This window comes from Planococcus chinensis (assembly GCF_020071995.1).
In the GTDB taxonomy this organism is placed as follows: domain Bacteria; phylum Bacillota; class Bacilli; order Bacillales_A; family Planococcaceae; genus Planococcus; species Planococcus chinensis_A.
This window is the reverse complement of sequence record NZ_JABWTK010000001.1, coordinates 315814-330963: the sequence shown is the minus strand read 5'-3', so window position 1 is coordinate 330963 and position 15150 is coordinate 315814. Positions and strand designations below refer to the sequence as shown.

Below are 15150 nucleotides of genomic sequence, written 5' to 3'. Positions count from 1 at the left end.
TTTTATAACAAATTAATTTATATTCTTATTAAGAGGTGATGGTTATGAAGAAGAATTTTGGGGATTCGATTTCAAATAAAGTGTATGAATATCGAGTACTTGCCAGAATGTCTCAGCAGGAATTAGCAGAAAAAGTCGGAGTTTCCAAACAAACCATCTTCGTCATGGAAAAAGGAAATTATGTTCCGACTCTCCTATTGGCATTTCGGATCGCCGATTTTTTCGAAGTTGATGTAAATGACATTTTTACTTATGTGAAAGGAAGTGACCAAGTTGACAACTAATTCAACAGAAATTTCCAATGCCATTTTTGAACCGTTAAGATCCTGGGCCGAACAATCCGCAGGAAATTGGAATATGCTTATCGGCAGCGGCTTTATCCTGCTGATTATCGCCTGTATCCTGGCCTACGCTTTTTATAAGAAGATTGGGGATGAGGATGAACGGACAAAGCAAATATCGTTGAACAGTGCTTTTATCCTTTTATGCGTCGTCATTTTCTGCGACATCGTTTTCCCGAAAGACTATATGTGGCAAGTTTTCTTCTTATTTAAATATTCGTTTGCGATCCTCGCCGCCGGCATTTACCTGGCTGTCCGGTACCAAAAAGATTTTCTAAGCTGATCAACTGGAAGGGAAATCCGAAAAACGAAAAAGGCACCGCTCCAAGCGGTGCCTTTTCCTTATTAATAAAGTTGCAGGCATAAACGGCTTTTACACCGTTTTCATCCTTGCCCTGGTTGTTCCTGTCCATCTGCCTTATGCACATGTGGATAACCTGTTTCAGTTAACTTTTCCGGTTATCCACAGAAACATTTACTTCAGTCCTTCAAACAGCAAGACCCGGGCCGGTGAAGCATCCGTGCCGATCAATTTCAACGGAGCCGCAACCATAAAGTAGTCGCCTTGCTCAACGTCCTTCAGACGCAACCCTTCGATAATAATGATGTCGTTCCCGAACAATGTTTTATGCGTCGGATGCCCTTCCTGGCTTCTTTCAACCCCAAGAGCATCGGTGCCGACGCCGCGGATTCCGATTTCAGCCAGATATTCCGCCCCGTCTTTTGCCAGGAAAACAAAGCCAAAATCAAACGCTTCCTCAAACGAATTTCTTGTTTTGAACAAAACAAAGTCGTCCTTCTGGAGGCCAAACCCTTCCAGGTCCGCTTTTGAAACCCGATCCTCCACTCCAGTCAAATCCAGCACTTTGCATGGCCCCACCAATTTATCCAACGCAACCGACTCAAATGTTTCGCCTTCCTCCACCATATGAAGCGGTGCATCGATATGGGTGCCGGTATGGACATCGAGTTCCAACCGCGTTTCCGTGACATAGCCGTTTGTCTGCCGATTGAGTTTCGGCTGTTTCTCCGGTTTGTCTTTGTAGACGGTCATGCCTTCATAAATCGAGCCTGTGATATCGTACATTTTCATCAAATCAACCCTTTCCTTATGGATAGCTGCATAAACACCTTCGCATGTTTTGGATCCCACTGTCCAGTGGAGTATTTGAAAAATATTTCCTGGGGCACGAAATACATTCGTGTTTTTTAAGCCCTTCCCTACCATTGGAGCGCATAAATCATTATACTATAACCTGTTGCTACATCCATTCAGGATGAATTTAGGAGGATTTACAGTATGAACAATCAAAGTCCCATCACAGGATCCAATCCGGAAAATGGTTCTGTCGAACTTCAAAACGATTGGTCCATGGAAGACATGACCCTTGTGTTATTTGGCGCAACGGGCGACCTGGCGAAGCGGAAATTGTTTCCGGCCCTCTATAATTTATATCTTGACGGCAAATTGCCTGCCAAACTCTCCATCATCGGTTTGGGGAGAAAATACATTTCAGACGAGGACTTTCAGTCAAATGTGGAAAAAGCGCTTCGCGCCTATTCAAGAAGAAGCGTCCAAGCTTCAAATCTGCCGGATTTTCTATCAAAATTCCGCTATTTCACTTTTGACGCGACAATTAAAGAATCTTACGAGAAGCTGCTGGAACTGGTGGAGAGCCGGGAAAACGAACTCGGAATTCCGCAAAATCGGCTGTTCTATTTGTCCGTAGCGCCAAGTCTAGTGGACGTAATCACGACCAACCTCCACGCAAGCGGCCTGGACCAAAACGAAGGCTGGAAACGCCTGATCATTGAAAAGCCGTTCGGCAGCAATGTGGAAACGGCTAGACGATTAAACGATAAATTGCGGAAAACCTTCAGCGAAGATGAAATTTACCGAATCGACCACTACCTGGGGAAACCGATGGTCCAAAGCCTTAATACCTTGATCTTGGCGAACCCCGTGCTGGATTCCTTGCTGGACCAAAAACTGATTTCCAATGTCCAGATTACAGCAAGTGAAGTTGTAGGGGTGGAAACGCGGGCTGATTATTACGATAAAGCCGGGGCAATCCGGGATATGGTTCAAAACCATCTCCTTCAGCTTGTCATGATGGCGGCCCTTTACCTGCCGGAGAACCTGGCGGAAAACAAAACCCGGGCCAAGAAAACGGAAATCATCGAGTCTCTTCGGCCGATTCCAAAAGAAGAAGCCCACCAGCATGTGGTCCGCGGCCAGTATGAAGCCGGGGAAATCCACGACGTCCCGGTCATCGACTATAAAGAGGAACCGGGAGTTGACGCTTCCTCAAAAAATGACACGTATTTTGCGGCGCGTCTGGCAATCGACCATCCATCCTGGGAAGGCATCCCGTTTTATATACGCACCGGGAAGCGGATGGACAAGAAGTCCACACAGATCGTCGTCGAATTCAAACACAAGATGGTCGATTCCAATCGATTGCCGGGAACTTCTCCGAACTTACTGGTGCTGGAAATCAGCCCGAACGAAAGCATTTCGCTGCGCGTCAATTTGAAAGAGCCTTCCGACAATCAGTTCAAACCGGTGTGGATCGACTTCTCGGTCAACTCGGAAAACCAGCCGGAAGCCTATGAACTTCTGCTGTTTGACGCCATCCTCGGCGATTCAACGTTTTTCGCACACTGGAAAGAAGTCGAGCTGTCATGGGAATGGATCGAGCCGCTGCTGGAGGCCTATCAGGAAGACCTGCTGCCTTTGCATACGTACCGCGCAGGCTCAACAGGTCCCGAAGCTGCAGATGAGCTGCTGCAGAAAGACCAGCATAAATGGTGGTAATACCAGCTTTCGATATATAAGTTAAACTAGTAATCTTTCATTACCGATATTTCGCAAAACAGCTGTGTAAAATCGTGTGCTCCTGCGCGCTACGTCGCAAAGGCATGGCACAAATTTCCTTTGAGCCATGCCTTTGCCGCGGGCGTCTCCGCTGTTTTGCTCCATATCTCAGATAGTAAAGCTAAACAAGAGAATTGTTAAATTCCCAAAGTGCTAACCCAGCGCCGGCGCGTCCATGGGATGGGCGAAGTAATGAGACGAGTGGGCTTCTCGGCTCATTGCGGGGGCCATGCCCAAAGCGTCCGAAGCGGTGTATGAAATGATGATTCTTAAGTTTAACTTATATAAAAATATTTGAAAAAGAAGTCCGGGAAAACCGGAATTCGGTGTTCAAAAAATCATAAAAGAATGGGGCAGGATAACATGAAACAGCAAATCGGCGTGATCGGTTTAGGCGTAATGGGCACAAATCTCGCATTGAATATGGAAAGCAAAGGCTATTCGGTAGCTGTCTATGATTACTGGACAGAACGGGTCGACGGGCTATCTCTGAACGAAGCCCAGGGGAAAAACATCCAAGGTGCATACAGCATCGAAGAATTTGTTTCTTCCCTGGAAACACCTCGCAAAATTCTACTGATGGTCCAAGCGGGAAACACGACCGATTCGGTCATTGAATCGCTCATCCCCCATCTTCAAAAAGGGGATATCCTGATGGACGGCGGAAATTCGTTCTTCAAAGACACCAACCGGCGGACGGCCGCCATCGAAGAAGCCGGCCTGCATTTTATCGGCGCAGGCATTTCCGGCGGTGAGGAAGGCGCCCGCAACGGCCCGTCCATCATGCCGGGCGGATCGAAAGAAGCCTACGAACAGGTCCAGCCGATTCTAGATGCCATTGCCGCGAAAGTGGACGGCACTCCCTGCAGCACGTATATGGGTCCTCTTGGTGCCGGACATTATGTGAAGATGGTCCATAACGGCATCGAATACGGCGATATGCAGCTGATTTCCGAAGCGTATTTCATCATGAAACAGGCATTCGGCATGAGCGCCCCGGAAATGCATGGCATCTTTGCCGAATGGAACAAAGGGGAACTGGACAGCTACCTCATCGAAATCACGGCGGACATTTTGGCTAAGAAAGATGACGAAACCGGCAATCCGCTCATCGACCAGGTGCTCGATGCAGCCGAACAGAAAGGCACCGGGAAATGGACAAGCCAAAACGCATTGGACTTAGGGGTCTCCCTCCCGATCGTGACGGAATCGGTATTTGCCCGGTTCATCTCCGCCATCAAGGATGAACGCGTCGCGGCAAGCAAGATCCTGAAAGGCCCGGAAGCGGAAAAACCTGCAGGAGATTCCAAGGAATTGATCGAAGCCATCCGCAAAGCGCTGTATATGAGCAAAATCTGCTCGTACGCCCAAGGCTTTGCGCAGATGCGCGCCGCTTCCGACGAATACGGCTGGAACATTCCCTACGGCGATGTCGCGATGATTTTCCGCGGCGGATGCATCATCCGGGCACGGTTCCTGCAAAAGATCAAAGAGGCGTTCGACCGCGATCCGGAACTGCCTAACCTTTTGGTAGATCCATACTTCCAAGGAATCATCGAAGAATACCAGCAGTCCCTGCGCCAAGTAGTAACCTTGGCCATCCAGCAAGGCATCCCGGCGCCTGCTTTCTCAAGCGCCCTGGCTTACTTTGACAGCTACCGCTCTGCGGTATTGCCGGCCAACATGATCCAAGCGCAGCGGGATTATTTCGGTGCCCATACGTATAAGCGCACCGACAAAGAAGGCATTTTCCATACAGATTGGTCATCTAATTAACAGCTAGAACAGAAAATTGACAATCCAATAAAGTCATCTGCTGACATGAGTCCGGTTTTCCTGCCGGACTCATTTTTATATTTTTTCCATCCCCCTGCAGGCAGCAGAAACGGACGCCCGTTGACTCTTTTAATGATTTGCTAGGTATTTTCAGCTACTAATTAATTTTTAAGGAATAAGACATCGTTAAAAAGTATATACAAAAAAATCCTTAAAAATAGACATAAAGTAATTAGACCAAAGTCACGCCCCCAAGTACAATGAGGAAAATCATCTGAAAAAGGCAAACTTATCCGAAAGGGAAGGACGCAAAGCCATGAGCCTATCCACTGCATCTGCAGTGCACGGTCGTCAGGTTGCCAGGCACCCATTCTGCGGGCCTCGGCTTACAGAATGGAGGAAAAATAGAATGTTGAAAAAAACGTTGGTAATTATCATGACAGCAGTTTCGCTGATGGCTGCTGCCATCCCAGGGCACGCGCAAGCAAGTGAAGTTTCCCAGCCCGTCCGTGCGACATGGCTTTGGAATCCCTGGATGTTCGTGAATGATGAAGAAGGCACTTTGGCGTTCCTCGAAAGCAAACAAGTGAACAAAGTATATGTCCAGATCGACCCGGACGTTTCAAAAGCGGCTTATGGCAGTTTCATCAGCAAAGCGAAAGCGGTGGGAATCGCCGTTTATGCACTTGATGGGGCCCCTTCCTGGGTGGCGCCAAAAGGATATATCAACCAGGACCGGTTCTTGTCCTGGTTGACCGATTATCAAAACCAAGCGCTACAAACTACCCGATTTGAAGGTGTTCATCTGGACGTTGAACCATATCTGTACAGCGGCTGGAACTCCAACCGTGCGGCCACCGTGAAATCATACCAGGCACTTCTGAAAAGAGCTTCTGCAACCACTGTGAAACTGGGGCTTCCGCTCGAGGCCGACATGCCGTTCTGGTTTGACGAAATCTCTTACAAAAACACTTACGGCAACGGCCTGCTTGCAGAATGGGTCATCGCCAATACCGCTGGCGTGACCATCATGGCGTACCGTGATTCCGCGCCGATGCTGATCGAAATCGTCAAAAACGAAATGGCCATGGCCCAGCGCCTTGGCAAAGGCGTTGTCGTCGGCGTTGAAACCGGAGAGACCGATGAAGGCAGCATCATCACGTTTGCAGAAGAAGGCGAAGCCTTCATGAACCAGCAACTTGCAGCCGTCGCTTCCCATTACTCCGGCAATCCCGCCTACAAAGGCAATGCCATCCACCACGTCGGCAGCTGGATGACGCTTCGTCCGTAAAAAAATCCGAGACGCTTTGATGCATGCCATCAAAGTGTCTTTTTTATTGACTTCCCTTCATTATCACTGCTTTTGCACGGCCGCTGCCTGAAAAACAAACTGTATTGAAATTAAGCATGAGATTTTATATACAAATTTTCTATTTATAAGTGACTTTACAAATTATTACTGTTTACAAAAGCATCCTGTAACCCTTTATAGTATAATATCAACCATCCAGATACTTTTTTAAGAAGGTGACCAAGATGGCTAAGACAAATTACAAAGCATTGCTTGCCAATAGAATGGAGCAGGACTTTTCCAAATGGCTCGCACAACCGCACGTCCAAGAACGGGAAGTTTACCGGTTTTTACATACTATGAAAGGCACGGCAGGCACGATTGGGCTTATGGAACTGTCCGAGTTTTGCGGACAGCAGCTGGATTCTTTTGCAGAAGACAGCACGGAGTTGCTGCCCGTCCAGGCATTGAACTCGCTTATGGAAACATTGAAGGGCTTTTTCGCGTCAGAAGGAGCCGTTTCGGAAAAAGCAGCAAGCGATCGTGAAGAAGCGCCGGTCAAGGAATCGTTTGTATTGGTCATTGATGCGGACGCACAATTTGCGGCTTCCGTAAAAGAAGCACTGGAAGCAAAAGGCATTCCCGTCGTCATTGCGCTCGATGCCCAAAAAGGGATGGAATTTTTCTATACCCTGCAGCCGCAGATGGTCATTTTGGATCGGACCTTGCCGGACGCCGACGGGTTTGAACTGGTGGCCCAGATCCATGAAGCCACCAAGAACCGCTTTCTTCCGATTGCCGTAATCAGTGCGGACGACCGGATGGAGAACCGGATCCGGTCGATGGAACTGGGCGCCACCGATTTTCTTGCCAAGCCCTTGGATATGCCCTTTTTCACGGCTTATGTCAGCAACCGCCTGCGCAGCCAAGAAGGGCTTTCGCATGGATCGCTTTACGATGAACTGACTGGCGCCGGCAACCGGACGTATTTCAATCAGGTCTTGCAGCAAACGGCCGCATTGGCAGACAAGACCAAAACCGTTTTCACCCTTGTCCTGCTGGATCTGGATCATTTCAGGAAAGTGAATGACACTTACGGCCACTTGGCCGGAGATGAAGTTCTGCGCACATTCAGCGCGCTCCTTTTGAAAATGAAGCGGGAGTCGGATTATTTCTTCCGGTACGGCGGGGATCAATTCGCCTTGATCCTGCCGGATACAAACGCCAAAACAGCCGCCGCGCTGATTGACCAAATCCGCTCCGCTTTTGCGGAAACCGGCTTTTCATTTTCTTTGTCCGAGCCGTTCCAGGTCAGCTTTTCTGCCGGCATCAGCGAATACCGGCAAAAACGAGATGTACCAGTGAACATGGCTGACAGCGCCTTGTACCAGGCGAAGCAGAATGGCCGCAGCCAGACCATCGTCTCCGAACGGACAGCGGACGACATCAGGCGCCACCTTAACCTCATCATTGTCGATGACGATTCCCTTGTGCGCCGCCTGGTTTCCAAGCAGTTTTCGGGCTGGAAGCCGCAAGATTTCGACCTCCGCATCGAGGAATATATCGACGGGGCGAGTTTTGTGGAATCCTCGTGGTACAAGCCCGAGGAAAACTACATGATCCTGCTTGATGGCATCATGCCGAAAATGGACGGCCTTGAGGTCCTGAATCATATGCGCAGCCAGTATCCGCATGAAAACATCATCATATCCATGCTCACTTCCCGCAACAATGAATCGGATATTGTCCTGGCACTGAAAAACGGGGCGGATGATTATATCGTCAAACCGTTCTATGCCCAGGAAGTTGTGGCGCGCGTCGAGCGGCTGACGATGAGGATGTTCAAATGAGCCTTTATTTCGCCTTGATCCTGAGTCTCTCCCTATTCCTTGCCCAACTCATCTTGCTGCTCATCCTGGCTTGGCGCAAACAGAAAATGGCCGCGAAAGAACAAGCCATCGCCGAGCAATACCTGGCATTAACCGATTCGTTCAGCTCTTATATGATGGATCCTGCCGATGACCGGTTCATCCAGGAAATCCGCAGCACCCCGCACCGGACCGTCGTTCTTGAACGGCTGCTGAACGGCTACGTGTCCGTGACAAAAGGCGGTGTCCATTCGCCGCTTGTCGCAAAGCTGTCGGAAGAGTTCCTGGCCGCGCATTATGCCAAACAGCTCAAGCGCAACAATTGGGCCTTCCGGATGAATACACTGTACTTTATCGAGGACTTCCATATCGAGTCCCTCAAGCCCTTGCTGAAGGAAAAGCTCCGCAAGAGCTCCCAGCTGGACCAGGAAATGCAGCAGCTTATCCGGACCCTCGCTTCTTTGAACGAACCGGAGACCCTTTCTGTATTGGCGCAGTATCCCGATGCACCGGTCCGCCTGTACATCGATGTCTTTAAACGGCTCGAAGAACCAACAAGGCTCGAAGAGCTGGATGCCGCGCTGCGGAATGATCCCCCGAACAAAGCGCGGAAGCATGCAGCGATTTCCTATATCGGCATGGCCGGACTGATCGCCTTCCTTCCCCGCATCGAGGAAGAATTGGGGACACAGGAAGGGGAATTGCGCATCCAGGCTTTGAAAGCGATCCTCAATTTGCAATACTTGAGCGACCCCGGCTTATTGCTGCCTTTTTTCCAGTCGGCTTTCTGGCCGGAGCGGATGTATGCCTCCCGGATTGCCGGAAGGCTGCAATTGTCCCGCTTTAAAGAAGTGCTCAGCGATCTGCTCGGCGATTCCGTTTGGTGGGTGCGCTATTCTGCAGCTGAAGCGCTGGTCCAATTTTCGGACGGCGATATTCTGCTTGCCCACCTGTCCGCCAACCATCCCGACCGTTATGCCCGCGATATGGCAGACCAGTGGAAATCGTCCCTGTTAGGAAGTGAAACCTGATGCAAAGTTTTTTCGAAATTACCGCCTATGCCATCATCGCGTATATGCTTTTTTCAAGTTTAAGTTATTTAGGCTTCTTTATGCTGGCATTCCGGAAAGTGAAGCGGGAGGATAAACTCGACCGGAGGGAATCCACCGAAGACTTTCTCCGGAACCAGAATACGTATCCGGTGTCGATCCTGGTGCCCGCCTATAATGAAGAAGTCGGTGTTGTCAGCACGGTCCGCTCCCTTTTGGCGCTGGAATACCCGGAAAAAGAAATCATCGTCATTGACGACGGATCGAAAGACGAAACGTCCAACCGGATGATTGCCGAATTCCAGATGAAAGAGATTCAATTCGCTTTACGCAAGCATATCGAAACGGCCGAAGTCCTGGCGATCTACCAGTCCAGCATCTTCCCTTTTATCCGCTTGATCAAAAAAGCGAATGGCGGAAAAGCGGATGCCCTGAATGCAGGCGTCAACTTATCTTCCTACCCGTATTTCTGCGCAATTGACGGAGACTCGATCCTGGAAAATGACGGGCTCCTCAAAACGATGAAGCCCATCATCGAGTCCGATGGCCAGATCATCGTAACCGGCGGATCTGTCCGGATCGCCAACGGCTCCACCATTTCCCGCAGCAAGGTGGAAGCGATCGACCTGCCGAAGAGCCCGGTCGTCCTCATGCAGATCGTGGAGTATTTCCGTGCGTTCCTGATCGGCCGGATCGCATTGAGCCACATGAACATCCTGCTGATCGTCTCCGGCGCATTCGGGGTTTTCAACAAAGAGCGCGTCATCCAGGCAGGCGGATACAACAAGAACACCGTGGGCGAAGATATGGAATTGGTCGTCCGGCTGCACCGCCTGCTCCGGGAAGAGAAATCCAGACAGCGCATTGAATACGTCCCGGACCCCGTGTGCTGGACCGAAGCGCCGGAATCGCTCGATGTGCTCCGCTCGCAGCGGATACGCTGGCAGCGCGGTTTGTTCGAAACGCTGTGGACCCACCGCAAGATGATGATGAACCCGAGATACGGCTCGGTCGGTCTGTTGTCGATGCCTTATTTCCTGCTTGTGGAACTTCTCGGGGCGGTGTTTGAGTTTGTCGGGTATTTCATCATATTCGGGGGCTTTTTCTTCTCGCTCGTCGATCCGACTACAGCCGGCATCCTCTTTTTAGTGACGGTCTTCTACGGTTCGTTCGTTTCCGCACTGGCTGTCCTGCTGGAGGAATTGACGCTCCATAAATACCCGAAAGCCTCCCATCTGGCCCGCCTCTATTTCTGGGCGCTGACCGAAGCCTTCTGGTACCGGCCGCTCATGGTCGTGTGGAGAGTCCAGGGAATCTTCGCTGCGTTCCGCAAAAAAGCCCATTGGGGCGACATGAAACGCAAAGGCATCTCATCTTAAGTTTTAGGAGGCAAGATACATGAAGAAAATACTCGTGGCAGATGACGAAGACATTTTGCGTATCCTGATTTCCGATACGCTCGAAGACGATTTTGAAATCGAGGAAGCGGAAGACGGCAAAGAAGCGCTGGAGAAAATCCGGGAGAACGATTATGACTTGATCATCCTCGATTACATGATGCCTTACCTGACCGGCCTGGAAGTGCTCGAACAGATCCGGAAAGACCAAAATGCTACCCGCGTGCTGATGCTGACGGCAAAGGCCCAGGATGCAGACCGGGAACAGGCGATCCAAAAAGGGGCGGATTATTTCATGTCCAAGCCGTTTAGTCCGATTGAACTCCTCGGACTGGTAGAGAAAATATTGGTTTCCTAACAAAAACGAACAGGCCCCAAGCGGACCTGTTCGTTTTTCGTTGCAGCCTATTCCAGCAAGCCCCTGTTTAATGGTCGCCGTCCAAAACCGGCTCTTTTTCGGGGTAGAAAATAACGCCGCTCTCATGCTGGCCATCGAGCAGTTTTTTCATCACTTTCGATAAATCGACCGGTGCATACGGTTTTGTCAGGTAATGGCTGATTTTCGTGATTTTCTGGACGTCTGCGCCCGGCTCCAGGGCAGATGAAATCACAATCGGGATCGCCTTCGTTTCCGCATCTTTCTTCATCATATCGACCAAGTCCCAGCCGTTCAATTCTTCGCCGAGCATGATGTCGACGACCGCCCCGACAAGCGGGGAGCGTTTCGCCTCTTTGAATGCTTCCTGCGGGCTCGTGTGGTAGATCACTTTAAAGCCGTTCTGCTTCAGTTCCTCCGACAGCAATAGCGCAAGGCTCATATCGTCTTCGACGATCATCACCGGCGGATTGCCTTCTGTGCCTTCGTGATTGGTGTATTCAACCGTCTCCGACAGCAGCGGCAATTCAAAATGGATCGCCGTGCCCTGCCCTTCCTCCGACTCGATCCAGATCGTCCCATCGTGCTTCTGGATGATTTCCTGGCAGATGGCCAGGCCGAGGCCGGTTCCCCCGATTTTCCGGCGCGAACTATTGTCGATGCGCTGGAATTTGGAGAATAGTTTCGGGATGTCTTCAGCCGGTATGCCGATGCCTTGGTCCTGAATCGACACATGCAGGTTTTTCGAATCGTTTCTCAGGGAAATCGTTACGTTGCCCCCCTGCGGCGAGAACTTGATGGCGTTGCCGATGAGATTCATCAGCACCTGCGCCAGACGCTCGCGGTCTCCTTCGACGATGACATCGGAGGCATCATCGACCAGGACGATCGGATGCGTCGTCTGTGTACGGAATTTTTCCGCCGTCTCGATGATCATTTCACTCATCGACAGCTTGCCCATGCGATAAACCTGGTTGCCGGACTCCATGCGCTGCAGATCCAAAAAGTCATTGATCAAATTGGTCAGGCGCCGCGCTTCTTTGTAGATCGTCTTCAAATAGCGTTCCTGTTTTTCGGGCTTCAGCTGCTTGTTTAACAGCAGTTCAGTGAAGCCGAGCACGCTCGACAGCGGCGTCCGCAGTTCATGGCTGACGGTGCTGACAAGCTCGGACTTCATCTTGTCCACTTCGCGCTCCTGTGTCACGTCCCGGTGCACGAAAATCGTCCCTGTCTTCTCTTTATCCACGACAACCGACGTGCTGTAAACATCGATCACGCGTTCATTCGGTTCTGTGACGGTATACTGGAAGGAATTCGACGCCGAATCTTTTTCGTCGATGCATTTGTGCAAGAACGCCAGCATCGCTTCAGGAGCGGTCGTCTGCTCCGCCATGGCGCGCATCCATACTTTCTGTTCGACATTCGCATCAAGCGGCACATCGCCGCAGTCCAGCATAAGGCTCATCGTTTTGTTGCGCTGAACCATATCGCCGTTCTTCGAAATAAACTGAATCCCTTCGTTGATGTTATTGATGATGCGTTCGTTGAGCGTCCGCTCGTGGATCGCGGCGTCATACAACTGAATGCGGTCGATCGCCAGATGAATCCGGTTCAAAAGCCCGCTGATGTCCTGCTCTTCTTCTTTCGAGAACGTCCGGCCGACACGGGACAAACCGATCAGCGCAATGTTTTCCTGTGCTGCGTTTTTCACGGCAGCGTACAGATCACTGATGTACACTTTCCCCACCGCAATGCCTTTTTCATGATGCGCTTCCCGCTGCATCACAAACGACTCACGGCCCTTCAGCCGCTCGGTCAGATACGGGGTCCGCTCGTCCCGGAACTGCAGGAACATATCCTCTGTAAATCCTTCCAAGGCGAACTCCCCGGTCTTTGGCAGCCACAACACCCCGCTATCGATTTCATAGGTGTCCTTGAAATACCGGAGCGTCGCGTCAGCCAATTTCTGCTTGTCCAAGGTGAAGGACAGGATGTGGTTCAGATCGTTGTACCGGATGAGCCGGTCTTTTGCCTTCTCGGTTTCTTCCAGCGATTCTTCCAGTTCGGTCTGCTTTGCCTGCAATTCGCCCTTGTTCAGCAGCAGCGCCTGGTTCTGCGATGTCAGCTCTTCCTGGTTCTCCTGAATGGTGCGGATCATATTGTGGAATGTCTTCGATAAAACGCCCAGTTCATCCGACCGGTCAAGCGGCTTGTAAGCGACTTCCCGGCCGCCGACAAATCCTTCGATCGATTCCCGCATGCCCTCTAAAGGCTTCACGATATCATTCAGCGCGCGCAGAATAATCAGCGCGATGACGAGGAACAGCAAGACGAACAGCAGCGTCAGTACAAAAGCAAAGTTCTCAGCTTCGTCTAAAAGGTCTTGGTTCAATTGCTGTAAGCTTTTCTCTGAAGCCCTCTCATACGCCTCAGCAAAGGCAATGAATTCGTTCACCTCTGTGTTGGTGCCGCTGCGTGAGATTTCACCCAGCAGCGCGTAATCATCCGCGCGTACAGCTGCAATCGAATTTGGCAGCGATTCACTTTCATACCATTCAAGGAACTCGGCCAAATCCGCAATCGGCTCCCGTTCATCCGGAGTCAGCGACAGCTCGTTTATTTGCTCGATTGTCCCTTTTAAATTTCGGAGTTCCGCAAAGGCGAGTTCAAGATCCTCTTCATATTTGAAAGAGTAAAAGCCCCTTATCCGGAAAAACAAATGATTCACCGAGTTGGAAAGTTCTCTCACCATTTCCTGCTTTTCTAAAAGCGCGGTGTACTCAGCTTTCTGTTCCTCTTGCTGCTTGTTCATATAAAAATAAATTCCAGCAACCAATAACGAGCAAACGAGCAAGGAGGATATGGTCAACCTCAAATATTTATGCCTGATTCCTTTTTCCCTTGAATTATGCATGCATGTGCCTCCTGGATTGTGTTTGCTTCCATTCCTGTTCTTGGGTCTATCTTATTTACATTGTAATGCAATTTCCATAAATATGCTTTTTTATTTTCACAATAAATGACAATCCGCTAACGTGCAGGCGGACGGAAAAACATGCTAAAAAAGCGGGTAAAATGTTCACTAAAAATTAAAACAACACGCTGATTTGTCATCAAGGCCTCGGCCGGATGCATCAGCGTGCTGTTTTTTTATCTTATGAATGAAAAGCCACGGACCGTTGAAGTTATTCGAACAACGGGCTGACCGGCTTCTCGTTGTGGACGTGCTCAATTGCTTCCGCGAGCAGCGGCGCAACTGAAAGAATGGTGATTTTCGGAATGCGTTTTTCCGCCGGCACGTGAATCGTATTCGTAACGACCAGTTCCGTAAGGGCCGACTCTTCGATGCGGCGGATAGCGTCGCCCGATAAGACACCGTGCGTGCAACACGCATAAACCGCTTTGGCGCCGTTTTCCACCAAGACATTGGCCGCTAAGGTGATGGTCGCTGCCGTATCCACGATATCGACGATGATGATGACGTTCTTGTCCTGGATATCCCCGACGATGTTGACCGTCTCGGGCTGGCCCGGACGTGAGCGGCGCTTGTCGATAAAGCCGATCGGCACATCAAGATGATCCGCCAGCTTGCGGGCTCTTCCCAATCCGCCGTTGTCCGGCGCCACAACAATCGCATTTTCCAACGCTTTGTCGTGGAGATGGTCGGCAAGGATGGTTCCGCCAAGCAACTGGTCCACCGGCATGTCGAAGAAGCCTTGGAGCTGCGGTGCGTGAAGGTCCATTGTAATGATGCGGCTCGCCCCGGAAGTTTCCAGCATATTGGCCACCAGCTTCGCCGTAATCGGCTCGCGTGAACTCGCTTTCCGGTCCTGGCGCGCATAGCCGTAATACGGAATGACGACATTGATTGATTCCGCGGATGCCCGCTTCAGTGCATCAATCATGATCAAAAGTTCCATGATGTGCTCATTTCCCGGCTGCGACGTCGACTGGACGAGATACACTTCGTCCCCACGGACGCTTTCCTCGATATTGATCTGGACTTCCCCGTCGCTGAAGCGCGTAATGGAACTCTTGCCGAGCTCACAGCCAAGGCGCTCCGCGATTTCCTGAGCGAGTTCCGGATTTGAATTCAAGGTGAAGAGCTTGAAGTTTTTTCGTAATTGGTATGGCAATGTGTGGTCCTCCTTCGAGGGGGTTTATTTTGTGAAAC

General features: G+C 50.5%; 12 protein-coding genes and 1 riboswitch. Of the genes, 9 read left to right on the top strand and 3 right to left on the bottom strand.

Going from position 1 to position 15150, the window contains the following annotated elements; all coding sequences use genetic code 11:
- Positions 1-44: 44 nt before the first annotated feature.
- Positions 45-284, top strand: coding sequence for a helix-turn-helix transcriptional regulator (locus tag HU147_RS01665; RefSeq protein ID WP_224074584.1), 240 nt, complete (start codon positions 45-47; stop codon positions 282-284).
- Positions 274-624 (top strand): DUF2178 domain-containing protein, encoded by a 351-nt coding sequence (locus HU147_RS01660; RefSeq protein WP_224074583.1) that lies wholly within the window; start codon positions 274-276, stop codon positions 622-624. The genes HU147_RS01665 and HU147_RS01660 overlap by 11 nt, the downstream gene beginning before the upstream one ends.
- 192 nt (positions 625-816) lie before the next feature.
- Here the strand turns inward: HU147_RS01660 and HU147_RS01655 are convergent, their stop codons facing one another.
- On the bottom strand, positions 817-1434 hold the full coding sequence (locus HU147_RS01655) for a cyclase family protein (RefSeq protein ID WP_224074582.1): 618 nt from the start codon (positions 1432-1434) through the stop codon (positions 817-819).
- A 279-nt stretch (positions 1435-1713) separates the two neighbouring features.
- On the opposite strand from HU147_RS01655, the gene zwf reads away from it, so the two are divergent.
- The 7 genes from zwf (at position 1714) to HU147_RS01620 (ending at position 10958) form a co-directional block, all read left to right on the top strand.
- Entirely contained in the window at positions 1714-3159 is a 1446-nt protein-coding gene (gene zwf / locus HU147_RS01650) for a glucose-6-phosphate dehydrogenase (RefSeq protein ID WP_224074862.1), read from the top strand.
- A 423-nt stretch (positions 3160-3582) separates the two neighbouring features.
- Positions 3583-4995, top strand: a complete 1413-nt coding sequence (gndA, locus tag HU147_RS01645; RefSeq protein WP_224074581.1) for an NADP-dependent phosphogluconate dehydrogenase — start codon at positions 3583-3585, stop codon at positions 4993-4995.
- 272 nt (positions 4996-5267) lie between these two features.
- Positions 5268-5359, top strand: a riboswitch (cyclic di-GMP riboswitch).
- A gap of 45 nt (positions 5360-5404) precedes the next feature.
- On the top strand, positions 5405-6286 hold the full coding sequence (locus HU147_RS01640; RefSeq protein WP_224074580.1) for an amidase: 882 nt from the start codon (positions 5405-5407) through the stop codon (positions 6284-6286).
- Positions 6287-6531: 245 nt separating this feature from the next.
- The gene (locus HU147_RS01635; RefSeq protein WP_224074579.1) at positions 6532-8136 is read left to right on the top strand and encodes a diguanylate cyclase; all 1605 of its coding nucleotides are present in this window, start codon (positions 6532-6534) and stop codon (positions 8134-8136) included.
- Entirely contained in the window at positions 8133-9185 is a 1053-nt protein-coding gene (locus HU147_RS01630; RefSeq protein WP_224074578.1) for a HEAT repeat domain-containing protein, read from the top strand. The genes HU147_RS01635 and HU147_RS01630 overlap by 4 nt, the downstream gene beginning before the upstream one ends.
- A complete protein-coding gene (locus HU147_RS01625) occupies positions 9185-10582 on the top strand; it encodes a glycosyltransferase family 2 protein (RefSeq protein WP_224074577.1) in 1398 nt (465 codons plus the stop codon). The genes HU147_RS01630 and HU147_RS01625 overlap by 1 nt, the downstream gene beginning before the upstream one ends.
- A 19-nt stretch (positions 10583-10601) precedes the next feature.
- Positions 10602-10958, top strand: coding sequence for a response regulator transcription factor (locus HU147_RS01620; protein WP_224074576.1), 357 nt, complete (start codon positions 10602-10604; stop codon positions 10956-10958).
- Positions 10959-11025: 67 nt separating this feature from the next.
- Here the strand turns inward: HU147_RS01620 and HU147_RS01615 are convergent, their stop codons facing one another.
- Positions 11026-13890 carry an ATP-binding protein gene (locus HU147_RS01615; RefSeq protein ID WP_224074575.1) on the bottom strand — a complete coding sequence of 955 codons (2865 nt, stop codon included), beginning with the start codon at positions 13888-13890 and terminating at the stop codon, positions 11026-11028.
- 271 nt (positions 13891-14161) lie between these two features.
- Complete coding sequence (locus HU147_RS01610) at positions 14162-15112, bottom strand: ribose-phosphate diphosphokinase (protein WP_224074574.1); 951 nt, start codon at positions 15110-15112, stop codon at positions 14162-14164.
- Positions 15113-15150 lie beyond the last annotated feature (38 nt).